The sequence below is a fragment of the Heyndrickxia sporothermodurans genome, assembly GCF_003055045.1.
Lineage (GTDB): Bacteria > Bacillota > Bacilli > Bacillales > Bacillaceae_C > Heyndrickxia > Heyndrickxia sporothermodurans.
Window position 1 is genome coordinate 266,104 of record NZ_NAZB01000019.1, and the last position, 23,106, is coordinate 289,209.

26 protein-coding genes are annotated in these 23,106 nt (G+C 33.2%); 16 read left to right on the top strand and 10 right to left on the bottom strand.

Annotated features, from left to right (window positions below):
* Positions 1-54 precede the first annotated feature (54 nt).
* Entirely contained in the window at positions 55-981 is a 927-nt protein-coding gene (locus B5V89_RS09000) for a manganese-dependent inorganic pyrophosphatase (protein ID WP_108071570.1), read from the top strand.
* Positions 982-1,011: 30 nt separating this feature from the next.
* On the opposite strand, the gene B5V89_RS09005 is transcribed toward B5V89_RS09000, so the two are convergent.
* Both B5V89_RS09005 and B5V89_RS09010 read right to left on the bottom strand, forming a co-directional pair.
* Positions 1,012-2,733 carry a transglutaminase domain-containing protein gene (locus B5V89_RS09005; RefSeq protein ID WP_108071572.1) on the bottom strand — a complete coding sequence of 574 codons (1,722 nt, stop codon included), beginning with the start codon at positions 2,731-2,733 and terminating at the stop codon, positions 1,012-1,014.
* A 179-nt stretch (positions 2,734-2,912) separates the two neighbouring features.
* Entirely contained in the window at positions 2,913-3,065 is a 153-nt protein-coding gene (locus B5V89_RS09010; protein WP_108071574.1) for a YpzG family protein, read from the bottom strand.
* A 182-nt stretch (positions 3,066-3,247) separates the two neighbouring features.
* On the opposite strand from B5V89_RS09010, the gene B5V89_RS09015 reads away from it, so the two are divergent.
* From B5V89_RS09015 to B5V89_RS09045, 7 genes are all read left to right on the top strand, one after another.
* Entirely contained in the window at positions 3,248-4,003 is a 756-nt protein-coding gene (locus B5V89_RS09015; RefSeq protein WP_108071575.1) for an exodeoxyribonuclease III, read from the top strand.
* Positions 4,004-4,057: 54 nt separating this feature from the next.
* Complete coding sequence (locus B5V89_RS09020) at positions 4,058-4,795, top strand: YqcI/YcgG family protein (RefSeq protein WP_108071577.1); 738 nt, start codon at positions 4,058-4,060, stop codon at positions 4,793-4,795.
* Positions 4,796-4,965: 170 nt separating this feature from the next.
* Positions 4,966-5,733 carry a prolipoprotein diacylglyceryl transferase gene (locus B5V89_RS09025; RefSeq protein WP_108071579.1) on the top strand — a complete coding sequence of 256 codons (768 nt, stop codon included), beginning with the start codon at positions 4,966-4,968 and terminating at the stop codon, positions 5,731-5,733.
* A complete protein-coding gene (locus tag B5V89_RS09030; protein ID WP_066235299.1) occupies positions 5,723-7,129 on the top strand; it encodes a radical SAM protein in 1,407 nt (468 codons plus the stop codon). The genes B5V89_RS09025 and B5V89_RS09030 overlap by 11 nt, the downstream gene beginning before the upstream one ends.
* Before the next feature lie 43 nt (positions 7,130-7,172).
* The gene (locus B5V89_RS09035; protein ID WP_066235297.1) at positions 7,173-7,472 is read left to right on the top strand and encodes a hypothetical protein; all 300 of its coding nucleotides are present in this window, start codon (positions 7,173-7,175) and stop codon (positions 7,470-7,472) included.
* 93 nt (positions 7,473-7,565) lie between these two features.
* A complete protein-coding gene (locus B5V89_RS09040) occupies positions 7,566-8,135 on the top strand; it encodes a YdcF family protein (RefSeq protein WP_235598374.1) in 570 nt (189 codons plus the stop codon).
* A gap of 370 nt (positions 8,136-8,505) precedes the next feature.
* Positions 8,506-10,053, top strand: coding sequence for an ABC-F family ATP-binding cassette domain-containing protein (locus B5V89_RS09045; RefSeq protein WP_066235295.1), 1,548 nt, complete (start codon positions 8,506-8,508; stop codon positions 10,051-10,053).
* Between the two features lie 60 nt (positions 10,054-10,113).
* Here B5V89_RS09045 and B5V89_RS09050 read toward each other — a convergent pair whose 3' ends face one another.
* Positions 10,114-10,713 (bottom strand): YdcF family protein, encoded by a 600-nt coding sequence (locus B5V89_RS09050; RefSeq protein ID WP_107919778.1) that lies wholly within the window; start codon positions 10,711-10,713, stop codon positions 10,114-10,116.
* A gap of 243 nt (positions 10,714-10,956) precedes the next feature.
* On the opposite strand from B5V89_RS09050, the gene B5V89_RS09055 reads away from it, so the two are divergent.
* A complete protein-coding gene (locus B5V89_RS09055; protein WP_066235292.1) occupies positions 10,957-11,238 on the top strand; it encodes a DUF6509 family protein in 282 nt (93 codons plus the stop codon).
* A 55-nt stretch (positions 11,239-11,293) separates the two neighbouring features.
* Here B5V89_RS09055 and B5V89_RS09060 read toward each other — a convergent pair whose 3' ends face one another.
* Entirely contained in the window at positions 11,294-12,142 is an 849-nt protein-coding gene (locus tag B5V89_RS09060; RefSeq protein WP_108071581.1) for a hypothetical protein, read from the bottom strand.
* A gap of 163 nt (positions 12,143-12,305) precedes the next feature.
* On the opposite strand from B5V89_RS09060, the gene B5V89_RS09065 reads away from it, so the two are divergent.
* Entirely contained in the window at positions 12,306-12,851 is a 546-nt protein-coding gene (locus B5V89_RS09065) for an RNA polymerase sigma factor (RefSeq protein ID WP_108071583.1), read from the top strand.
* Positions 12,805-13,713 (top strand): hypothetical protein, encoded by a 909-nt coding sequence (locus B5V89_RS09070; RefSeq protein ID WP_066234287.1) that lies wholly within the window; start codon positions 12,805-12,807, stop codon positions 13,711-13,713. Before B5V89_RS09065 ends, B5V89_RS09070 begins: the two co-directional genes overlap by 47 nt.
* Positions 13,714-13,755: 42 nt before the next feature.
* On the opposite strand, the gene B5V89_RS09075 is transcribed toward B5V89_RS09070, so the two are convergent.
* From B5V89_RS09075 to B5V89_RS09085, 3 genes are all read right to left on the bottom strand, one after another.
* Entirely contained in the window at positions 13,756-14,883 is a 1,128-nt protein-coding gene (locus B5V89_RS09075; protein WP_108071585.1) for a DUF2515 family protein, read from the bottom strand.
* 160 nt (positions 14,884-15,043) lie between these two features.
* Complete coding sequence (locus tag B5V89_RS09080) at positions 15,044-15,808, bottom strand: hypothetical protein (protein WP_244913475.1); 765 nt, start codon at positions 15,806-15,808, stop codon at positions 15,044-15,046.
* A gap of 105 nt (positions 15,809-15,913) precedes the next feature.
* The gene (locus B5V89_RS09085) at positions 15,914-17,566 is read right to left on the bottom strand and encodes an FAD-binding dehydrogenase (protein WP_108071586.1); all 1,653 of its coding nucleotides are present in this window, start codon (positions 17,564-17,566) and stop codon (positions 15,914-15,916) included.
* Positions 17,567-17,792: 226 nt separating this feature from the next.
* On the opposite strand from B5V89_RS09085, the gene B5V89_RS09090 reads away from it, so the two are divergent.
* The 5 genes from B5V89_RS09090 (at position 17,793) to B5V89_RS09105 (ending at position 20,957) form a co-directional block, all read left to right on the top strand.
* The gene (locus tag B5V89_RS09090) at positions 17,793-18,677 is read left to right on the top strand and encodes a polysaccharide deacetylase family protein (RefSeq protein ID WP_108071588.1); all 885 of its coding nucleotides are present in this window, start codon (positions 17,793-17,795) and stop codon (positions 18,675-18,677) included.
* A gap of 30 nt (positions 18,678-18,707) precedes the next feature.
* A complete protein-coding gene (locus B5V89_RS09095; RefSeq protein ID WP_181294637.1) occupies positions 18,708-19,382 on the top strand; it encodes a YkyA family protein in 675 nt (224 codons plus the stop codon).
* A 78-nt stretch (positions 19,383-19,460) separates the two neighbouring features.
* Positions 19,461-19,619 carry a hypothetical protein gene (locus B5V89_RS20070; RefSeq protein WP_181294638.1) on the top strand — a complete coding sequence of 53 codons (159 nt, stop codon included), beginning with the start codon at positions 19,461-19,463 and terminating at the stop codon, positions 19,617-19,619.
* A gap of 161 nt (positions 19,620-19,780) precedes the next feature.
* The gene (locus tag B5V89_RS09100) at positions 19,781-20,563 is read left to right on the top strand and encodes an LAGLIDADG family homing endonuclease (RefSeq protein WP_108071592.1); all 783 of its coding nucleotides are present in this window, start codon (positions 19,781-19,783) and stop codon (positions 20,561-20,563) included.
* A 22-nt stretch (positions 20,564-20,585) separates the two neighbouring features.
* The gene (locus B5V89_RS09105) at positions 20,586-20,957 is read left to right on the top strand and encodes an rRNA methyltransferase (protein ID WP_066233640.1); all 372 of its coding nucleotides are present in this window, start codon (positions 20,586-20,588) and stop codon (positions 20,955-20,957) included.
* Between the two features lie 260 nt (positions 20,958-21,217).
* Here B5V89_RS09105 and B5V89_RS09110 read toward each other — a convergent pair whose 3' ends face one another.
* The 3 genes from B5V89_RS09110 to B5V89_RS09120 form a co-directional block, all read right to left on the bottom strand.
* Positions 21,218-21,676 (bottom strand): PH domain-containing protein, encoded by a 459-nt coding sequence (locus B5V89_RS09110; protein ID WP_066233643.1) that lies wholly within the window; start codon positions 21,674-21,676, stop codon positions 21,218-21,220.
* Between the two features lie 115 nt (positions 21,677-21,791).
* Complete coding sequence (locus B5V89_RS09115) at positions 21,792-22,259, bottom strand: staygreen family protein (RefSeq protein WP_066233646.1); 468 nt, start codon at positions 22,257-22,259, stop codon at positions 21,792-21,794.
* Positions 22,260-22,318: 59 nt separating this feature from the next.
* Positions 22,319-23,077 (bottom strand): hypothetical protein, encoded by a 759-nt coding sequence (locus tag B5V89_RS09120; protein ID WP_108071594.1) that lies wholly within the window; start codon positions 23,075-23,077, stop codon positions 22,319-22,321.
* Between the last annotated feature and the right edge of the window lie 29 nt (positions 23,078-23,106).

The following is a 23,106-nucleotide window of genomic DNA, read 5'->3' on the forward strand; positions in this document are numbered from 1 at the left end:
AAAATGATATTTATAATAAAATAGAATTTCAGTATGAAAACGAAGGAGAAAACGATGGATAAAGTATTAGTATTTGGACACAAAAACCCTGACACAGATACAATCTGTTCGGCCATTGCGTATGCACATTTAAAAAATAAGTTAGGAATTAAAGCTGAGCCTGTTCGTTTAGGCGATGTAAATGGGGAAACGAAGTATGCCCTTGATTATTTTAAAATGGAAGCACCTCGTTTTGTTGAAAAAGTTGCAAATGAAACGAATGGAGTGATCTTAGTTGATCATAATGAACGTCAACAAAGTGCTGACGATATTGATCAAGTAAAAGTACTGGAAGTAATTGATCATCACCGCATTGCAAATTTTGAAACGAGTGATCCATTATATTATCGTGCAGAACCTGTTGGCTGTACAGCAACGATTTTAAATAAAATGTATAAAGAAAACGGTGTAGAGATTAGCAAAGAAGTTGCGGGATTAATGTTATCTGCAATTATTTCAGATTCGCTTTTATTTAAATCACCTACATGCACAGAACAAGACATTGCTGCAGCTAAAGAACTAGCCAGTATTGCAGAAGTAGACGTTGATAGTTATGGTTTAGCTATGCTTAAAGCAGGAGCGGATTTAAGCGATAAGACGATTGATCAGTTGGTTAGCTTAGATGCAAAAGAATTCCAAATGGGGAACCACAAAGTTGAAATTGCTCAAGTAAATGCTGTAGATATCAATGATGTGTTGAATCGTAAAGAAGAATTAGAATCGAAGCTAACATCCGTGCTTGCTGAAAAGAATTTAGATTTATTCCTTTTTGTTGTTACAGATATTTTAAATAGTGATTCTACTGCTGTTGCAATTGGACAAGCGACAGATGCTGTTGAAAAAGCATTCAATGTGAAGCTAGAAAACAACAGTGCTTTACTAAAAGGTGTCGTATCACGCAAAAAACAAATCGTTCCACAATTAACAGATGTGTTGAAATAAAATAAAGTCGGGGATATCCCGACTTTATTTTTAATATTCAACTTTATCTCGTAAATGTGTTTTGTTAAATTCGTTCATATTTGGTTGGAAATATTTATCGGTATATTTTGCTACAAATTTATCATTTTGAACAAAACCTGCACCCCAAGTTGGATCCATCGTTAACCACATTCCATTTATTTTTGCTTCTATCCATGCATGATTTTCTTTTAATAACCCTGTACCGGCTTTTCCTGTTATCACTCTTGCCTCAATATTACTTGCGCGTAAAAGTGCTCCTGCAAGATACGCATAATCTTGACAAACACCCGTTTTTAATTTTAAAGTCTTTAGTGCATTGTCATCCCATTCAAATTCATTGTTTTTAAATTTAGCAACATCATAGGAAATTGTTTTTGCTGTATATTCATAAATTGCTTTTGCCTTGTCAAAATTGTTCTTTTTATTTTTCGTAATTTTTTTTGCTAGATTAATAATTTTTGGGTCATCAGACGGAATTCCACGTGAAGGTAATAAATCTCGTTTATCTTCGTTTGCCATATTCTCGACGGAAAATGATGCAACGGAAAAATAGCGGAAATAGTTCGATTTTTCCTCTTTAATTTCCGGAACGTTTATCGATACTTCATATTCACCTGGACCAAATCGAAGATAAATCGAATCATCAAAATTAAAGTGTTTTACTGGAATAATGTCAAGTGCTTCATCATTACCTTTTTTTGTTTTTACATAAATATGAGAAGTTTCTTTAGCAAATTTGGCACTTGGATCGATCTGTCCTTTTATATGGTAGGAAAGTTTTGCTTGATCTCCACCAAATTGAGGGGTATCAAGTGTAATTCCTCTTTCTTCATAGGTACGATAGTATTCGATAGGTTTCATTGTTCGATCGGATTGATTATCGACAAAAAGTGTTGTGCCATATTGATAATAATTTTCTCTTTGCTGATCCGGAACTAAAACATTAATTTGATGGATGCCTTTTCCATAAAAAAGAGGAACTTCATAAGAAAATTTCCCATTTTTAATAGGAATTTCGTGTTTCCACTGATTGCTATCCTTTTTTACTTCAATCATAATATTCTTGGATGATGTTTGCTCTTTGATCGTTCCCCCAACCGTTATTAATTCCTTCCCTGACATAAAACCGGATTTAATCGTATCGAGGGTTAATTGTGCTTCTTGAGCAAACGGGGTATAAGTAAGGTCTCTTTGTTTTATTGGGTTAACATTCACTACTTCAAATGTGGAAAGATCATAATAATAATTTTCGCGATCTGTTGCAGGAAGCATTACATGTACGGAATATTTGCCTTCCCCATTATAAAAATGGATTTTGTCTGAAAACTGTCCATTTTTTATAGGAATATAGTATTCTTGTACTGAATTAGAATCAATCACATCGAGAGAACTGACTTTTACCCAAACATATTTTTCTTTTAATAACTCGTGTTTTTCAATTTTACCCGTTATTTCAAGTTCTTTATTAACTGCAAAAGCATTATATTTTGGATTGGTAATTGTCGCTCCTACTTTTTCACTATAGTTAGTCAAAGTAATCGGTTTTAAATCTAATTCACTATTTTTTTCTTTTACAAGCGCAGCATATTTCGCATTTTCTTTTTCTGCCTTTGTTTCTTGTTTGTTTTCTTTCTTGCTGCTTGTTTTTGAATTCGCATCATGGCTACATGCGGAAGCAGAAAGAAATAAAACAGAAAGTAAACCATATAAGAATATTTTTTTTTTAGGCATGCCATTCCTCCTAGTGATTTCCCACATCTTTATTAGTTATATCACAATTTGGGTAACAATGAATATAAGCGGAAAAGACTATTTTAAACATATGCTCTTTGAAGGAATAATTATTTATAACTTAATAATAACAAAAAAGACGCACATGGCGTCTTTTTTGTTCATTTCTTGTATGTTCCTTACCAAAAATGTGCTTTAGCGTTACTTCTTAAAATGATTGTGTTTTGAGTAACTTGAGTTTGTCCATTCACTTGAGATTTCGTATGCTTTCTTCTCGTAGTATGATGGTGAAATAGCTCAGAGTGGGGATCCAAATGGTCTTTATAACTCATCTAAAATCACCTCTTTGGCAGGATTTATACTTCGAAACATCGATATTCAAATAGAATATCTGTATTATCTTGTGAAGTTTGAACATAAAAAATACATCAACCTAAAAATTCAATGTTTTATAAAAAACAATGTTATAATTAACTTAATCTGATTGAAAAAATCGTGTTAGGAGTTTTTAAAAGTGAAATTGGTTTCTTGGAATGTAAATGGAATTAGAGCGTGCATAAAAAAAGGATTTTTAGATTATTTTAATGATATAGATGCAGATATTTTTTGTATTCAAGAAACAAAATGCCAAGATGGTCAGGTCACATTAGATATACCAAACTATCATCAATATTGGAATTATGCTGTTAAAAAAGGGTATTCCGGTACAGCTGTTTTTACGAAGAAAAAACCTTTATCTGTTAAGTATGGAATTGGAGAGAATGTTGAAGAACCTGAAGGTCGAATTATCACATTAGAATATGATCAATTTTATTTGGTCAATGTGTACACACCTAATTCCCAAAGAGATTTAGCAAGATTAGATTTTCGCTTATCTTGGGAGGAGCGGCTTCGCGAGTACTTAATTGAATTAGATCAAATGAAACCAGTCATTTATTGTGGAGATTTAAATGTTGCTCACAATGAAATTGATTTAAAAAATTCAAAGTCGAATATTGGAAATTCTGGTTTCACCAATGAAGAACGTGAGAAAATGACAAAACTTTTGAATAGTGGATTTGTTGATACGTTCCGTTATTTATATCCTGATAAAGAAGAATCCTATTCTTGGTGGTCATACATGAATAAGGTTAGAGAGCGGAACATCGGTTGGAGAATCGATTATTTTATTGTTTCTAGTAGATTAGTAGAGGCTGTTAAAGATTCACACATACACTCTCATGTTTTTGGGAGTGACCATTGTCCTGTTGTGCTTGAAATAATACAATAAGTACATTCACCCCTTTCAGTTATTACTAATATTGTAATTGAAGGGGGGGAACTCATGGTAAAATTATACGATTCAATTACTGCAACTCAGAATTTACTTTCATGGAAAAAAGATGCACTATATTCTTTTCATCGAATGATGATGGATAAAAGAAGAAAATTTCCATGTATCCCTGCATATCAAGGGTATGTCTTAAATCACTTACGGTTTGGATTCGTCAGCGATCCGAGAAATTCAAAAGCCGTTGTTGAGCTTGTTGGATTAATGAAGGAGTATGGTCGAACATCTGAAGAATATGGGGATTATACTGCCTTAATAATCATTTTTGAAACACCTGAAAATTTAAAAGCATTTAGTACACATGAATTTGAAGAGATTTTTTGGCAATTATTAAATCAGCTTTCTGCTTTAGATGACAGTGAATGGCCAGAGGAAATTTCTTCAGATCCTTCACATCATTCATGGGAATATTGTTTTAATAAAGAAAGGTACTTTTTTTATTGTGCTACTCCAGCTCATAAAAAAAGAAAAAGTCGCTATTTCCCATATTTTATGTTGGCAATAACACCTAGATGGGTGTTGGATAAATTTAATCGATCATCTATTCAATCGCAAAAAATGGAAAACCAAATACGTAAAATGCTAACAGTTTATGATGAGCTTTCACCCCATCCGGATTTGAAAAAATATGGGGAAAAAGATAATTATGAATGGAAACAATATTTTTTGCGAGATGATAATACCACTATTACAACGTGTCCTTTCCATACAAAAAAGATTAACAAATCTTAATAAGTATCGTACATCCAATTTTACGTTGGATGTTTTTTTGTTTTTATATACAAGTAGTAAATGTGAATTGGTCAGTTTAATTTTATTGAAGGATGTTTTGCATTTTTTCGCGAATATATATATAAAGTGTTATAAAATTAATTATTTCGAATAGTATTTCGGAGGTAATCATGGAGTTTCCTGTTTATGTATTTGGTATCCACCCTCATTTTTTATTTGAAGCAATAGCTTATTTTATCGGTTTTCGCGTTTATTTATATACAAGAAATAAAGAACGAATTCCGATGGATAAAGCGATGTGGGTAATTGTAGGTGCTATATTTGGGGCAGCATTTGGTTCAAAATTTCTTTACTGGTTTGAAAATCCGATCAAGACGATAGAACAATGGGATAATTTGAAATATATGTTAGAAGGAAAAACAATCGTAGGTGGATTATTAGGAGGACTAATAGGTGTTGAATTAGCAAAGAAATGTATTGGATGGAAAAGATCAACCGGTGATGACTTCGTTTTGCCTTTAACTGTTGGAATGATGCTCGGAAGAATTGGCTGTTTTCTTACCGGGATGGATGATCACACATATGGAATAGCAACAACATGGATTACAGGGGTAGATTTTGGTGATGGAATCGAAAGACATCCAACTCAGTTGTATGAAATTGCGTTTTTATTTATTTTAATTATCATCCTTCTCACGATAAAAAGGAAGAATGCAATTAAATGGGAAGGTTATTTATTTCAACTTTTTATGTTGTCCTATCTTGTTTTTCGATTCAGCATAGATTTTATTAAACCTACACCACATCCGTATTTTTCCTTAAATAATATTCAAGTAGCAAGCTTAATAGGAATAATCTATTACATTACATTAATGAGAAGAAAACGACAACAGCATCAACATTACATAAAAAGAGAGGAACAAATTCATGCCAAATAGACCGTATACTTATTACGATTTAACGATTAGTATTTGCACAAAGTGTTTGAGGAAAGTAGAAGCGAAAATTATTTTTGAAAATGGAAACGTTTATATGGTTAAAACATGTATGAAACATGGAAGGGAAAAGGTATTAATTTCGACTAATATCGAGTATTACAAATGGTGTCGAGACTTTATTAAGCCGTCTGAAATGCCGCATCGCTGGAATACTCCAATAAAATATGGTTGTCCATATGATTGCGGCCTCTGTCCAGACCATGAACAACATAGCTGCCTCACTCTGTTGGAAATTACGGAAAGATGCAATTTAAAATGTCCAATCTGTTATGCTGAGTCTTCCCCGCAAAAAGGAACTTTTCGATCTTTAGAACAAATTGAGTTTATGTTGAATGCGATTGTTGAAAATGAAAAGGAACCGGACATTATTCAAATCAGTGGGGGCGAACCGACTATTCATCCACAGTTTTTTGAAATATTAGATCTTGTAAAATCAAAACCAGTTAAACATATTATGGTCAATACGAACGGATTAAAAATTGCCAATGATAAAGAATTTGTTAAGCGCTTGGCAACGTATTTACCCGGTTTTGAAATCTATTTACAATTTGATAGTTTTGAAGCGGATGCATTGAAAGAATTAAGGGGAGTCGATCTTACTAAGATAAGACAAAAGGCGATTGATCGGTTAAATGAATACAATATTTCAACAACATTAGTGGTCACATTAAAAAAAGGCTTAAACGATCATGAAGTAGGTAAGATAATCCAATATGGTTTAGAGCAAAAATGTGTTCGGGGTGTTACGTTCCAGCCAATTCAAAGTGCTGGCCGATTAGAGGATTTCAATCCTGAAACGGATCGCTTAACATTAAGTGAAGTTAGACAAATGATTATTGATCAATCGGGTGTGTTTGGTGAAAAAGATATGGTTCCAGTCCCTTGTCACCCGGACTCTTTAGCGATGGGTTATGCTTTTAAGAAGGACGGTATTGTTACCCCGTTAACCGGGATGATTGACCATAATATTTTATTAGAGGGTGAACGGAATACAATCGTTTTCGAACAAGATGAAAATATTCGCAATATGATCTTTAATTTATTTTCATTGAATCATTCACCTAGCTCATCCGCGTTATCCTTTAAAGATTTACTTTGCTGTCTTCCGAAAGTCGATATTCCAGGTGAAATCGGCTACGATAATGTTTTTCGCGTTATCATCATGCAATTTCAAGATGCTCATAATTTCGATGTTCGTTCGGTCAAAAAATCTTGTGTACACATCGCTCATCCAGATGGAAGAATTATTCCTTTTGATACATATAATTTATTTTATCGGGATGAAAAAGAACTGGAATTAAAAAAAATACAAGAAGAGATCATGTTAACACGTTAATTTCAACTTTATAAGAATAGGATTCTATTAAAGGGGGATAAGAATGAATAACGAAGAAGAGGGAAGTATTAGGCAAAGTGATAAGAAAGATGAAGGGAATGTATGGCTAGGAATTGGAATAGGGTTCTTAATTTATTTAATTCCTTCGTTATTTACAATTTTCGGGCTATTTCCGGTGGCTTTTATCGCTCCGATTATACATGTTGCGGCCATTATCTACTTTTTCTCCAAGAATAAGAAGATGACTGGAATTGGCCTTTTGATATTCGCTGGTATCGTAATTTTGTTAATTACTGCTTGTTTTGGTTTTGTTATATTTAGTTTGAATAATTATCAAGGATAAACATAAAGCAGGTAACGGATCACTATAAATTGAAACTTTTCTCAAAAATCCTCGTCTAACATTTATAGTTGTTGTCACTTGAAGGGGGTTCACATGAAAATAAGAATGATCATTACTGCCATTTCCGTTCTTCTTTTAATTGCGATTGTCTGGGCAAGTTATACTTTTAGTCAAATAAAGAAAACCGCGAGAGAAGAGCCACCTAATGATATTCCATATATACTTATTCTTGGTGCAAAGGTAAATGGAGAAAAAATGTCCAAAGCGTTGACCGAACGGGCAAAAGTGGGACTAGAATATTTAAGGGAAAACAAAAATTCAAAGGTTATTGTTACCGGTGGCCAAGGCCCAGATGAGAAAATTACCGAGGCAGAAGCGCTTCGTCGCTACATGCTTGACAATGGAATATCTGAGGATCGTATTTTAATGGAGGATAAATCCGTTAGCACTTATGAGAATATTAAATTTGCTAAAAAACTGTATTCAATTGATGAAGCCGTCATAGTTAGTAGCGATTTTCATTTGTACCGTGCAATCCAATTGGCGACAGAACAAGGGATAAAAGCATACCCACTTGCCGCAGAGACGCCAAAGGTTGTAAAAGTGAAATTATATGCAAGAGAAATATTGGCCATACTAAAGTGGAAAATTATCGGTGATTAAAGTTTCCCTTTACCGAATATTCAAACTTTGTTAAAATGAAAACAATACATTAATAAAAAGGAGTGGTAAAGGTCTTATGAGTATGTCTGTTGTTTTTCAAATGGTTTGAGCATAGAACGGGATAAGTCTGCCTATTTTTTGCTAAACCAATCGTAAAACAACGGATAATCCGACCTTTACTCTTTAAAAACGTTCGTGTTTTAGAATACTTCATTCTAATGGAACAAAGATGGTAGGGGATTTCCCTGCCTTTTTTTATAGAAAATTGAATAAAACTAAACGAATGATTTGAATTGGTCTTCGATCTTTGCATCCTCCGTGTTTTACGATTGGTTCTATTTTATTAGAACTTTGTGGAGGGAAAATAAATATGAGTATTTTAAACGTAGAAAAATTAACCCATTATTATAGTGACCAATTGGTGTTTAAAGAAATTGATTTTCGTTTATTAACAAATGAAAGAGTTGGCTTAGTCGGTCCGAACGGGGCTGGGAAAACAACATTGTTAAAGATTTTATCCGGCACATTACTACCTGATCATGGAAAGATTGAGAAATTGCCTAATATTCGGATAGGTTATTTAGAGCAGCATATAAATTTAAAAGAAGGATTAAGTATACAAGACTATTTACGAAGTGCATTTAAGCATTTATACGAATTAGAAAATGAAATGCTTCAACTAACCGTTGAAATGGCTTCAAGTCATTCCGAACAGTTAAAATCTCAATTAGATAGATATTCACATATACAGGAGCAGTTGGAGTTTCATGATTTTTATTCAATTGATAAAAAAATCGAAGAAATTTCTTTCGGTTTAGGGATTCATCTCTTAGGTATGAACACAGATGTATCAAACCTAAGCGGAGGTCAGAGGACGAAATTATTGCTTGCCAAGCTTTTATTGAGTGAACCGGATATTTTGTTATTGGATGAACCAACGAACTATTTGGATTATGCACATATTCAGTGGTTAAAGGATTATTTATTAAATTACAAGAATTCTTTTATTTTGATATCCCATGATACTGATTTTCTAAATGATATTGTAAACGTCATTTATCATTTGGAACATAAACAGTTAACAAGATATGTAGGGAACTATCAACAATTTACAGAATCCTATGAACTCAGGAAACATCAATTGCACAATGCCTATGAAAGACAACAAGAAGAGATTCAAAAGCTTGAAACATATATTCAAAAGAACAAGGCACGTGCATCCACTACTAAACAAGCTAAATCACGCGAAAAAAGATTAATGAAAATGGAGCGAATGCATAAACCGATAGAAGTCCCAACACCTAGATATATATTTACATTATCTGAACGACCAACAAGTGTAATTGTTGAAACAAAAAAATTGATGGTTGGTTATACAAAACCTTTACTTTCCCCTTTAACGGTCAAAATAAAAAGGGGAGAAAAAGTGGCAATAAAAGGGCATAATGGAATCGGCAAATCTACGATGTTAAAGACTATCATCGGTGAGATTGCACCTCTTGGAGGAGATATTAGCTTCGGACACAATGTAAAACCTGCTTATTTTTCACAAGAATGGAATACTTCTTCTGCAATGACACCGCTTGAGTTTATTTGGTCTTTAAATGAAGGAATGACACAAAAGGAAATTCGTCTCGCGCTTGCTCGTGCAGGCATAAGAAACGACCATATGTTTCAATCATTGCATTCTTTAAGTGGTGGGGAACAAACGAAGGTAAGATTAGCTCAATTAATGCTGGAAAAAAGTAATTGGCTAATTCTTGACGAACCAACCAATCATCTAGATGTCCAGGCAAAGTCTGCACTTTCTGATGCATTAAGAAAATACGAGGGGACCGTTTTAATCGTTTCTCATGAGCCGGATTTTTATGCAGATTGGTGTACACAGATTTGGGATTTGGATAAATACTGCAACTAATAATGTATAAGGTCTTCATTTGAAGGCCTTATAGACTTTGATAGGAATTACTAATTGATATTATATATCAGCATCTATAATTGCCCCTTGTTTCACATAACGAATAATTTTTTTCGATTCCAATTCAACGCGTTTCCGCATATAGGGTTGTTTAAACCAGCTATCTTCCATGGAGGTTTGATTATCAACTGGACAAAGTGAATAATCAATCCAATTCGGCATATATGTTTTCAAATTAAGGTACATTCTTCGCATGTGCGGAAACGTCGTTACAATAAGTAATCTTTGAATCTTGTGTAATTGAAATTCCCTATCTAGGACAAGTAAAGAGGCAAGAACATTTTCTTTCGTGTGCATGGACAATGTTTCAACTAATATATCATTATCTGGAATTCCTAACTCAATCGCTTTTGATTTTAAAAGTAAAGCTTCACATAAGCCAGAGTTATTCCAAATCGCACCACCAGAAAATAATATTTTCTTTGCCCTTCCTTTTTGATATAACTGAATGGCCTTAGGTAACCGATATTGAACAGCTGATCTACTGCCGGGGACGAATATACACTCTCCATTTTTCTTATCGTCAGAAATATTGGAATAGATCAAGCGAGTCATTAATTCGTCAGTTAAGTTATTTTCATCTAATTCCGATATTCTCATTTTTTCACCTCTGAATTTATACATAAATTTATATATGCTTTAAAACAAATTTGATGTTACTTCATTAAATAAATTAGGTAAAAGACTCATTTACAACAATTCAAAAAGGTATACAGTTCCACGGGATGAAGCAGAAGAGAAAACGCATTGTTTATAAAAATATTATTTTATACAAACCATTTCATGTGTATAATAATCAAAGTATACTAATTTATATAGATTTTGAAGGGACGGCAGTCATAAATGAACATTACAGGATTTACAATAGAAAAGCTTGAAGACCCGACAGGAATATTAGTTGGAGACCGTTATGAATACATAATTGATATCGAAGTACCGGAAGATGATGAACTTTTTTCTGAAAATGGATTATATGTTAAAGTTATTTATGTGGTAAATGGTAATGAACAACGAATTGCGCAATATCAAATTTTTGAGAATATTACACACACGTATTTAGACTTTGAACTTGAGGAAGAAGAATTACAAATGTTACATGTATTTTGTAAAGAAAATCTTGAATAACTAAAGGAATAATTTCATATATCATAGACGAAAAAAGCAGGTATTTCCTGCTTTTTTAATTTTTTTCAATTTCAGCTAATAGTGAATCAATACTAATTTTCCATCGAGAAAGCGGTGAGGTTCTCATTAATTGAAAAGATACTCGAGTTTTTAGTGCTCCTTCTTCTTTTATATACATTTGAAGATTAACAGGTACAGTATATAAAAGAAACTGTTCATCTTCATTCTTCGCCGCTTGACTATCCCATCGAATGGTATCAATTTGATCCAGTTTTTTAATCTTTTTTTTAATATTTTTATGTTTGCTGACAGCAATTTTTTTGATTAGCCCTTCATCTCCATTCTTAATAAAGACCATTAGCGCGTCTGTGACTTGGTTTGGTGTAGCATTGGCTAAATATTCGTCAATTTTCCCCGCGGCTTTAAGTATCATTAATTGATGTGATAAATCTGATCTTTCCGTTTTGTGTGTCGTACTCCCAATGAAATGAATACAAAAGTGACCAGGAAAACCATTTTGAAGGGCACCAGCACCGTGGGGCATTCCGTGCATGGAAGCTGTGATTAAACGATCCTTTGCTAATATTAATATCGCTCTTCGACGCCAGCTCCAGTGTCCATGATAAATATTTTTCATAATTTTTGTATCTTTCCTCGTTAACGGCTGTACATCCGCATGATGCTTTCCGGCCCTTCTTTGCACATCAAAACTCTTCCCGGATTCCACATCAATTACAGTGAATTTTGACATTTTTGGGATGATTTTATTTACCTCTTTCCAATGTTGCGTTTCAATCTGAAAATTTATTGGAAAACCATAAGGCTGCAAACTACTAGCATATGCATTTGTGTAAAAGGGATAAATGGTTAGGACAAGGAATATAGACAGTAGAAGTTTTATCATTTTAGTAACTCCACCTTCATTTTGATTGATTTATTTGTATTTTTTCCAATCATATTGATTGAATAGCTTTAAATTGTTGGAAATTAATGCATTGAAATAAGAAGAATATTTCTTGTAATATTTGAACTTTCTATTCGTCTAATCAGTAAAGGAGGGGAGACGTTTGGGGGGATATTCAATTGAAGAGTTATTTCAGAAATATGAGCAAGATATCACAAGTTATTTAATTTATTATACAGGTTCTGCGGATGTAGAGGATTTAGTACAAGATACTTTCTTGTTAGCAATGAAGAATTTATCAAACTTCAAAGAGAATTCGCATCCAAAAACATGGTTAATCTCAATTGCAAGAAATATCGTTATCGATAAGTTTCGAAGAAAACTACTATGGCGGAAAATCAAAAATATATTATCGTCTGAACAAAACATGTTAGATACCGTTGAAATGGAAATTATCAAAAAACAAGAAAATAATCAACTATATAAGGCAATTTATAAGCTACCTACACAATATAGAGAGGTAGTCATCCTCCGTGGAATAATGGAACTATCATCAAAAGAAGCGAGTGACATAGTAAAATGTAGTCCTAATAAAGTGAATGTTATGTACCATCGTTCCTTAAAAAAATTAAGAGAAATTTTAAAGAAGGAGGGATATACTTATGGAGGAAATGAAAGATATACAGGAAAGTCTAAAAAATCTTCCTAAATATTCTTTAAATACTGAGCAAAAGCAGAAAATATTACATTCGCTACAGACAAAACAACTGCCAATGAAGAGAAGGCAATATAAGTTACCAATCATTTCATTTGCAGCATGCTTATCTATCCTATTTTTATTAATTTTTACCCAGCTACCAATAAGTAATCAACCACATCCTCAAAAGACTTTAACCCAGTTAAATGGTCAAAAAGGAAAGATGTTTACACTTCCTGATACGAAACAAGAAGTATTAGGGATTGAAAATAAAGTAGGGATTTTAAATGTATTTAATCATTTTGTTGCAAAAGACGAGAGAAGGGTTGCAAAGCTAATGCTCTTTTTCTGGGGAAACCCAAATGCACTAGTATCAAAAACATATCGTGTTGAAGCAGTTAATCAATTTGGCGAAAAATTATTACTGTCTGAAGGAGAGCTTTCTTCAGGTTTAAATAATGAAGATGCACATACATTAACGCAGTTTTCCCCATTTCCAATGGAGGGAAAGTGGCAACTCTCATTTTATGTTGATGATAAATTATATGATGAGTTTACACTTGATGTTTTACCGCCATTTCCGAAGACTAAACATTATATGTTAAATGATTCTCCAAAGGAATTGATCATTGGAAAGCAAGAGCAGATTAGTATTGAGAGTTCCTGGAAAAATAAAAAAGAAATAACCGTAAAGCTAGTTGATGATAAAGGTAAAGTGGTTGATCAACAAATCTTCGAGAGAGAAGAAATGAATTATCGTGAAGCTAGTTCAAATGATCTCATTTATTTCTTTAATGGAAAGCTTACATTTCCGAAGAAGTCTATTTGGACGTTAGAAATAGATGGAGAAAAAACAAAATTTTTCAGCAACTGAATGCCCTAAAAGGATGCGAGTAATAATGTGGGAAGGTATGTTCTAATCAATGAAGGAAAGGGCTTTTTTCGTAATTGCTGCCAGTTCAAGTCTTTCGAGCGTTTTACAATATTCATGTTCAATCTCTCCACCTACATGTTCTTTTGAATTAATAAGATAATAGATTACTTGCCAATTTGAGTACCAGTCGCCAACTTCGGCATCTTGATGAACCTGATTTTTCCAAGCGTATTCTAATCTCGGACTATAGAATCGGGGGGATTTAGGAAGTAATTGACAGGATTTTAACCTTGCTTTTACAAGTCGACCGGGTGTTTCCTCATTAACATCATTAAATATTTGGGGCCAATAGTCTTTTCGCGATGCTGTGTGCGGATGGTTAATAGCCCATTTTTCAGTTAAAGTTAAAAGATTGCGGTTATTAAATAGGATGTTATATAAACGCTTCCCTAAGAGTATTCGCTCATGTAAATTTAGAAAATGGTTCAATGTTTGTCCTGATAAATATAGTTGTTTATTTCTAATATAAGGGAATAGGATTTGGTTCATTGAAAGGAAATCTTGTATTTTGAACTCAATTGTACCGAAAACGTCTTTTTTAAATACTGGATTATTTATCACCCTTTTTTCCAAATAATTTTGTTCGTTTACAATTAAAGCAATGGCTAATGGATATGGATCTTTATCCTGCCAAAATTGATTCCAAACTGCGACCATAAATTTAGAAACATGAAAATGGGGGAGGAGATGAAAGAGGTTTTGTCCTTTCATTTTACTTTCTTCATAAACTAGAAATTGTGGATATGCATCTTGAAAGATTAACCAATTCCCTCTTTCTAGAAATGTAAAAAACGAAGTAGCTTCTTTGTTTGTCAGCAGTTTTGATAAAAGGCTTCCTTTTAGGTCCGTCATATTCCATCCACCATTTCTTGATACCATATGGCCTAAAAATGCCCAATGAATTTCGGGATGCCGTAGATAAAAATCAAGATAGGCATTCGTTCTAGTAATATTATTTTTGTTTAGCAGCCTTGTTTGTTCTACAATACTCTTAATGATGGCTTCTTCTTTTGGAAAAAGATTAATCGTTACTTTCTTATTTAATTCCTTTTTTATATTTATAAGGGGTTTAGAAAGAAATTTCCTTTTTTGCTTATTAAACGTTAGCAAATGATTAATTCCCTCCTCGAACAATTAGCTTTATTAAATGAAGAGGATGTAAGCAGTGAATTTTTTACCTGTTTTTGTATATTTTATTATGTAGATTTGAAAGAAATGATTAATTTAACTATTTCAGCCGATAAAAAAGCTAGAGGCATGAATTTTTCCTCTAGCTTTTTTTGATTTTTGATGGGTTGTTAATTTTATAATAAACGGGAGCATCAATGATGTATTTTTCCTCAACATCTTTTCCTTTAGGTAATTTCTTTTTTACTATTTTTCCATTAAAATCTAGTGTGTCACCTGGAACGAGCTCCAATTTCTTTAATGTTTTCGAATGAGAACACCAACAAAGATCAATTTCAATCGGAGTCTCTTCATGGATAACAACATTTTCAAGAATAATGACTTCATCATTTTCTTCATTAAAGTTATTCCAGCTTAATGCAAATTGCTTAACTGCTGCTGTAAAATGTACTTTTTCTTCTGGTAATTGGATCTTTGCAGGCTTCTCTTGCTTTTCTTTCTTTGTAGTTGTTTCTTTATGTAATCTTTCTGATTTATTTTCTTTAGTCTGAGATGCTTTCGGTTCCTCTTTTTGTTTAGGTGGTGATTGTTCACTTTTGTTAGAAGCGACATAAACCTTTCCGAAACTTGGTGATTGCATTTCCTTTAAATAGGCGGGGTGAATACAGCATAAATTCCCATCTTCAAATTCAATAATAACAGTATTATATTCCTCAGATTTACCATATACCTCATAACCGATTATTTTAACTATGCTCTGTTGTGTATCATCCTTAAACCAAAATTGTTTTTTTACTTCTTTAGTGGTGGATAAACCCCATTCCCGAACTTTTTCTTCATAATGGTTTTCATCTATAAACTTAGAATAGTCTCCCTTTGGAGGAAGATACATTGTGTTATTTGTCACCTGAGTCACTTCCTTTCTTACCTATTGTACACGATATTCATTCTCGTAGAAAATTGAAAGCAGGGAATAGATAGATGAATAGCATTCCTCAACCGATGAACCGTTTTATTTTAACTCTTGAATAAGTGCTCTTCCTGCTTGGCGACCAGTAAAGAGGCAACCACCTACGAATGTTCCTTCAAGTGAACGATAGCCGTGTACTCCGCCGCCACCAAAACCGGACACTTCCCCAGCTGCGTATAGTCCATTAATTGGATTTCCCGAAGAGTTTAAAACACGACCAGACAAATCAGTCTGTAATCCTCCGAGTGTTTTTCGACTTAAAATATTTAATCGAACAGCAATTAACGGACCATTTTTCGGATCGAGAATTTTATGTGGTTTTGCAACACGAATAAGTTTATCGCCAAGATATTTACGAGCACCACGTAAAGCAGTAATTTGTAAATCCTTTGTAAATGTATTTTCCATTTCTCTATCCCTAGCAATGATTTGACGTTCTATTTCTGCAAACTTGAGCAAGTTCGTACCAGTTAATTTATTCATTCCATCAACAAGTGCTTGTAAGTTATCTGCAATGACGAAATCTTCGCCTTTATCCATGAAAGCTTGAACAGGAGCGGTGGCACCTGGTTTTACACGAGACAATACTTGTCTTATACTTTTACCTGTTAAATCGGGATTTTGCTCTGATCCAGAAAGTGCGAATTCTTTTTCTATAATTTTTTGGGTTAAAATAAACCATGAATAATCATATCCGGATGCTTGAATTGACTCTAACGTTCCTAACGTATCAAATCCTGGAAAATTTGGAGCCGGGAAACGTTGGCCTTTTGCATCAAGCCAAAGGGAGGAAGGACCTGGAAGGATGCGAATGCCATGCATAGGCCAGATCGGATCCCAATTTTTAATTCCTTCTGTATAGTGCCACATACGATCCCTATTAACGATTCGGCCGCCAGCCTTTTCAGTTATGGCCAACATACGGCCATCCACATGTTCTGGTACGCCACTAATCATATTTTTTGGAGGAATACCTAATCTTTTCGGCCAATTCTTCCTAATTAGCTCATGATTCGCACCAATCCCGCCGCTTGACACAATAACTGCTTGGGAATGAAATTCGAAGTCACCTATTACTTCCCGTGAGCTTGATTGACCACGAGCGGCAGTGCTAGCTACTAGTTGGGATCCTTGTACTCCTACGACCGGACCATTTTTAGTTATTAATGAATCAACTCTATGTCTAGGTCGATAATCAACGAGACCATTTTTTATTGCATTTCGAACTCGTGTCTCAAATGGTTTCACAATCCCTGGACCTGTACCCCAAACAATATGAAATCGAGGGACAGAGTTACCATGACCTTCAGCTAAATAACCTCCACGTTCGGCCCAACCTACTACAGGGAAGAATCGTACACCTAATCCATATAACCATTCTCGTTTTTCACCGGCTGCAAAGTCAACATAGGCTTCGGCCCATTTTTTTCCCCAGTAGTCTTCGTCGTCTCTATCAAATCCCGCAGTCCCTAACCAATCTTGCCAAGCTAGATCCCGTGAATCCTTTATTCCCATTCTGCGTTGCTCGGGTGAATCCACTAGAAATAATCCGCCAAATGACCACCAAGCTTGGCCGCCTAAAGAGTTTTCAGGTTCTTGATCGAGAAGTAACACGCGTTTATTTGCGTCTGCGAGTTCGGCAGTTGCAACCAAACCAGATAAACCAGCCCCTATAACAATTACATCATATTCCATTTATATCCCCCTAAAATATGGTTATTATTAGAATATACGAATTTATCTGAATTATAATATGCTATTTATATTATAGTCGGGTGCCAATCTTATGTAAATGTAACAAAACTTTTTAAAGTGATGTGGAAATTTGGAAGTAAATGTTGAAGTTTGTAATTTTTTTGTCACCTTTTTTTTGGATTTACCCATTATACTAGTTGAAGTAGAAAAACTCGAAGGTGATTAAATGACTAACAAGCAAAACCAGAGAAGAAAAAGAATGATTTATGAGATTGGAGCAATAATAATCATCTTACTATTTATTGTCGGATTTTCTTTTAGAGGAACGGAAGATGATGTAATGGTGGCTGTTAAAAAACAAGGTCCTCCGAATGAAATTCCTATGATGGAAAATGCCCCTCAACTAAAACAAACGATGAAAGGTTCAATTTATGCAACTTCTATAATTCAGAAAGAAAAGGAACTAATTCAACAAGAGGAAAATCAAAAGATTGTTTATTTAACTTTTGATGATGGGCCTTCATCTGATGCGAACGAGTTACTTGATGTTCTCGACCATTATGGTGCAAAAGCTACGTTTTTCATGCTAGCTCCTCATATAAAAGCATATCCCGAAGTTGTTAAACGGATGGTAAAAACAGGATATGCTGTAGGTCTACATGGTGTAACACATGATGCCCGTCAATTTTATCATTCAAAGAAAAGTCCATTGCATGAAATGCAGGAGGACCAGAAAGTGCTTGAGAAAATTACTGGTGTGAGATCGACACTTATTCGAACCCCATATGGAAGTGTTCCGTATATGTTGGATTCGTATCGAAAAGAAATTGAATCATATGGATTCCAGCTGTGGGATTGGGATATCGATAGCGATGATTGGAAATCAAATAGTAAGGCATATGTTTCACGTGTTATAAACGGAATTAAATTTATGGATAGTATTGGAAAGCATCCTGTTATATTATTACATGATCGTGGGCCAACAATTAAATATTTGCCAATATTATTAAATTGGTTAAATAAAAATCATTTTGTTACAAAAAATCTTGAAGAAAGTATGGACGCATATAGTTTTAAATGTAATGACCGTTGTCATCCTTATGGTTCATAATATAATAGATTACCAGAAAGGGGGATAAAGGTGAAAAAAAAGGGTACGATAAAAACAATTGTTCTCATTTTTGCAATTGTCACAGCAAGTATAACAATTCTTGTAGGGTGTGAATCGGCAAATAAGGAAATTGCTACAATTTATCTTCACTTGGAAAAAGCCGCAAATAAAGAATCGAGTTTAAGTAAATATCAAAATGAACTGAATAACTTGCAAAAAGAAGAAAATAAACTGTATACATCAATACTTAATTTAAAGGTTACGAGTAAAAAAATAGATCCAATACTTGATAAAGCGCGTGAATCATTACAAAAGCGGCAAAAGCTTATTCAGAAAGAAAATACTATTATCGAAAACTCGTATAATGAAGCAAAAAAGATTAAGCCAATTATGAAAAAAATTGACGATCAAACCCTTCGAAATAAGACGAAAAAAGTGGCAAATTCTATTAATAAACGTTATGAAATATACAAAAAAATTTACAATTTATCAAATGAAAATATAAAAGCTGATCAAAAGTTATATAATTATTTACAACAAAAAAACATTCATATTACAAATTATGATAAACAAATTAAGAAATTTAACAAGGATAATAAACAATTGAAAGACCTTAAAGAACAGTTTAATCTTTATACAAAGCAGTATAATAAGGAGAAAATGACGCTTTATAAAGCAGGAAATTTGAAATGGTCTTCAAAATAAAAAATGATAATCTTAGTTAAATTATAAAAAGGGATATACGTATTTCTACTTTATAAAAAATTATTTGGGGGGGTATGAATGAGTAATAATAAAGAAAATGTTATATTAATTGCCTCCGCTTCAAAAGAATACGGGAAAAAAGTTGTTACCAATCGATTAAATCAAATGAAACGTGATCGTGCAAATCTACAAAATAAATTATCTAATATCAAGACAACAACACGTTATGTAAACTAATATATAATTGCCTTTACGAAGATGTTCCCTGTAACAGGGGCATCTTTTTTTTGACAACTTATTGCAAATAAGAACGTGTATTCGTATAATGGAAGAAACAGATTATTTTTGTACATCCTTTGTTTTAAATATATTTTTTATTTTTCCAAAGGAGTGATGTTATGCCTAGAAATCCAGGTATTACAGATGAGATTATTGTTAATATGTATAAGAGTGGTATGTCATATAGTGAAATGATTCCTATAATTGGTTTATCTGATCGAGGCATTCGAAATGTTCTTTATAAACATGGAGTGAAAATGAATCGCGAAAAATCATCTGGACAACCCCGCAAGCATTCAGTTAATGAAAACTTTTTCAAAGTTTGGTCTCATGAAATGGCATGGGTCTTAGGACTTTTTTTGACGGATGGACATGTTCATAAGCAAACTCATACTATCTCATTTTCCCAAAAGGATGAAAAAATTCTTCGATTAATTGCAAAATTAATGGAAGCTGACTATGTCTTAGCGCCTTTTGGAAAAACGAAAACAACACCTACACTAAATATTTACTCAAAATCTATCAAGATGGACCTTAAAGCACTAGGAATTATTCCAAATAAATCCTTAACTGTTCCGTTTCCCGCTGTTCCTAAAGAGTATTTGCCTTCTTTTGTAAGAGGAGTAATAGACGGAGATGGGTGGGTTCAGCATACGGGGTATGTAATGAACATCACAACAGCAAGTTCACAATTTGCAAATGGACTTTTTAATGTATTCCAGACATGGGATTTACGTTCAGAGATAACAATCACAAACAGTAAGTCTGGGAATGTAATCTATCGTGTCTGGGTGAAAGGGAAGTTTGATTTACCTAAACTAGCTGATATTATATATAAAGATGCAAATGATTATTTTATTCCATATAAAAGAAATTTTATGACCCTTCATAAAAAAATGTAGCATGAAATAAGGAGTGATATTAATGTGGAAATTAGTAAATGGAAGTTTGGTTCAGGTAACAGATACTTCAAGAGTAAAATTCAGAACAAATATTAGCAAACGTTTATTAGATCAATTAAATGCTTTGGCCGAAGAACATGACACTCATGTAAATTATCTAATTGAAAATGGATTACAACATGTGCTTTCACAAGGAGTAATTTTGTTTAATAAAAAAGAGAGACCTAAAGATCGGATTCAGTATAAAACTACTTATGATAAAGAATTATTAAATTGTGTAAAAGAATTTGCTAAAAATCATCAATTATTTATAAATGATGTTATTGAATATAGCGTTAAGTATATCGACACAAAAAATATAAAAAAAATTGGTCATAAACACAGGGTAGAATAGGTTGTTAACATATTTATCTTAACGCCCCCACCATAATATATATTATCGGAAGTTAATTAATGAAAATTAATTCCGTCTCAATTCAAAAGAATACTCGTTATATTGAGATGGAATTAATTTTTTTATAGTGTTCCAAAGTTCATCAGTATTAAAATAATTAATGTGCAGGATAATGTTATACCCGAATTTGACATTTACTAAATCAAAAAAATACTCTTCGCTTTTTTATTTTTTAGTCACTACTAATATCCTTATTAAGTTTACATAATATTCTCATCCGTTTGTTCCTCATTGTATGTATTATCAACAATTTTAGGATTTATTTGCTTTAGTTCATAAATAAACTCGGCTTGATTTTTTGGCGAAATGATGATCGTATGCCATTTGTTATATTGAATTTCGATTCGATCCATTGATAACGCCGGGCTTGAGATAATGTTTTTTGTGCTTTCTATCGTTTTAATTTCATTTATGTCGATTATTGCATATTTAAACGGACCAGCAATAATTTTCAGCTTTCCGTTATTAATTTCATAATATGTATTCATCCATAACCAAGTAACAAAAACAAGCGAAATACTTACAATGATTAAGCCGAAAATTGAATCTGAGTCTTCGAGCCCATGAATTAATAAAATAATAATTGTCCCAAGCAAAACTATGAATAAACTCCAAGTAATAATAGTAATGATAGGTCCTTTTTTAGAATAAAAACGCATAACTCTATATTCCCCCACTTTTTATCTCTACTATTGTGTATACGAATCACAATCATAATAGTTTCAAATAAATTGGCTTTATAAATAATCAAAAAAACACAGGTAATCACCTGTGTTAAGAATTGACCGATTCTTTTTTTAAATATTTCCTTGCTGTACCCATATATAGTGTTCGATAGAACTCAGGATATTTTGCTTTTATTTCAATGTGTATCGGTGCATCCAATAGCAACGGATGATAATGTAAGAATCGCTTATCTGCGTCAATAATATGTGCGATGAGCTGAGGTAACTCTTTTTGATAAATCATATAACGAACTTGATCTAGTTTGTCGTTATAGCTATCTGAGTTTATGTTTATTCTTCCTAAAAGAATGTATTCCCCCATTTTAGTTGTCCACTCTGCCTCAATTACGCTGAAAAGACCATTTGTTAACTTCGTAAACGGAAATTGTGTTCCGATTGACAAATACCATTCACCGGTTGCTTCAGAATGTGTTAATGTGTATTTTCTTCCTTGTAAGGGATTTAAATCTGTCGCCGGTGGAATGATATTAATAGATAAATTGTCTAAATGATCCATGATAAGCATCCCCTCTTTATCTATGCTTAACATATTGTATGATACTTGCCTATAAAAGGTTACCGATCTTTCCACTTTGTTTGTATTTGATTCCATTTTCCGTTTTCATAATACCAAACAGATATAAGTGTTCCTAACGCATCTGCATGGTAGGCCCCACTAACCCTGCGATAAGATTTTAATCCAAATCCTTTTTCTCCTTTAACTTTAATAATTCTATACACGTCTACCGGATCAATCATTAATTCTGTAGGCTCGTTTAACGTTCCGTTTTTTTGAAATAGTCCTAAGCGAATATAATCTTTTTTACGATTTGATAATTTAAATTTTTTAGTAAAGCTAATTTCCGGTATTGTGAGACTGGCTTTGAATTGATCTTCAAAGTGTCCCTGAACATTTAATGCAGGCGGCATTGGGATATCAATTGCTTTATTATCTTTTAAAGTCGTTAAACGATAATTATATAACCCCCCACTTCCACCTGTACCACTAGATTCTAATAAATCTAAAACATTATCATGATTTAAATCCGCAAATTCAATTTTTGGCTTATATCCCGGTTCATAGTCAATTCGAAACTTTTTATTGTTGGATGAAGTTATTTCCGCCCAAATTTTCTCCATGTACATACTACTAGCATCGACTTGTATCCCTTTCAGGATAATTTTATCTGGCTTTCGGTCACCTGTAACATCAATTTTATATTCTTGTAGTATCTTTTCATTTGTATTGGCTGATTCTCCGGCGTATGATATTGCAACAGTACTAAGAGACATAAAGAAAAAGGCAAATACAGCAAGTACATATTCTTTTTTCATCGTCGATTCTCCTTCATTCCTTTTGCTCA

Bases quoted from the DNA above. Each gene is read 5' to 3' on its own strand.
- B5V89_RS09025 (WP_108071579.1), top strand. From the start codon at position 4,966: ATGGAGTTTCCTGTTTATGTATTTGGTATCCACCCTCATTTTTTATTT.
- B5V89_RS09090 (WP_108071588.1), top strand. From the start codon at position 17,793: ATGACTAACAAGCAAAACCAGAGAAGAAAAAGAATGATTTATGAGATT.
- B5V89_RS09100 (WP_108071592.1), top strand. From the start codon at position 19,781: ATGCCTAGAAATCCAGGTATTACAGATGAGATTATTGTTAATATGTAT.
- B5V89_RS20070 (WP_181294638.1), top strand. From the start codon at position 19,461: ATGAGTAATAATAAAGAAAATGTTATATTAATTGCCTCCGCTTCAAAA.
- B5V89_RS09000 (WP_108071570.1), top strand. From the start codon at position 55: ATGGATAAAGTATTAGTATTTGGACACAAAAACCCTGACACAGATACA.
- B5V89_RS09035 (WP_066235297.1), top strand. From the start codon at position 7,173: ATGAATAACGAAGAAGAGGGAAGTATTAGGCAAAGTGATAAGAAAGAT.
- B5V89_RS09055 (WP_066235292.1), top strand. From the start codon at position 10,957: ATGAACATTACAGGATTTACAATAGAAAAGCTTGAAGACCCGACAGGA.
- B5V89_RS09005 (WP_108071572.1), bottom strand. From the start codon at position 2,733: ATGCCTAAAAAAAAAATATTCTTATATGGTTTACTTTCTGTTTTATTT.
- B5V89_RS09120 (WP_108071594.1), bottom strand. From the start codon at position 23,077: ATGAAAAAAGAATATGTACTTGCTGTATTTGCCTTTTTCTTTATGTCT.
- B5V89_RS09085 (WP_108071586.1), bottom strand. From the start codon at position 17,566: ATGGAATATGATGTAATTGTTATAGGGGCTGGTTTATCTGGTTTGGTT.
- B5V89_RS09110 (WP_066233643.1), bottom strand. From the start codon at position 21,676: ATGCGTTTTTATTCTAAAAAAGGACCTATCATTACTATTATTACTTGG.
- B5V89_RS09070 (WP_066234287.1), top strand. From the start codon at position 12,805: ATGGAGGAAATGAAAGATATACAGGAAAGTCTAAAAAATCTTCCTAAA.
- B5V89_RS09060 (WP_108071581.1), bottom strand. From the start codon at position 12,142: ATGATAAAACTTCTACTGTCTATATTCCTTGTCCTAACCATTTATCCC.
- B5V89_RS09050 (WP_107919778.1), bottom strand. From the start codon at position 10,713: ATGAGAATATCGGAATTAGATGAAAATAACTTAACTGACGAATTAATG.
- B5V89_RS09105 (WP_066233640.1), top strand. From the start codon at position 20,586: ATGTGGAAATTAGTAAATGGAAGTTTGGTTCAGGTAACAGATACTTCA.
- B5V89_RS09030 (WP_066235299.1), top strand. From the start codon at position 5,723: ATGCCAAATAGACCGTATACTTATTACGATTTAACGATTAGTATTTGC.
- B5V89_RS09040 (WP_235598374.1), top strand. From the start codon at position 7,566: ATGAAAATAAGAATGATCATTACTGCCATTTCCGTTCTTCTTTTAATT.
- B5V89_RS09045 (WP_066235295.1), top strand. From the start codon at position 8,506: ATGAGTATTTTAAACGTAGAAAAATTAACCCATTATTATAGTGACCAA.
- B5V89_RS09020 (WP_108071577.1), top strand. From the start codon at position 4,058: ATGGTAAAATTATACGATTCAATTACTGCAACTCAGAATTTACTTTCA.
- B5V89_RS09115 (WP_066233646.1), bottom strand. From the start codon at position 22,259: ATGGATCATTTAGACAATTTATCTATTAATATCATTCCACCGGCGACA.
- B5V89_RS09010 (WP_108071574.1), bottom strand. From the start codon at position 3,065: ATGAGTTATAAAGACCATTTGGATCCCCACTCTGAGCTATTTCACCAT.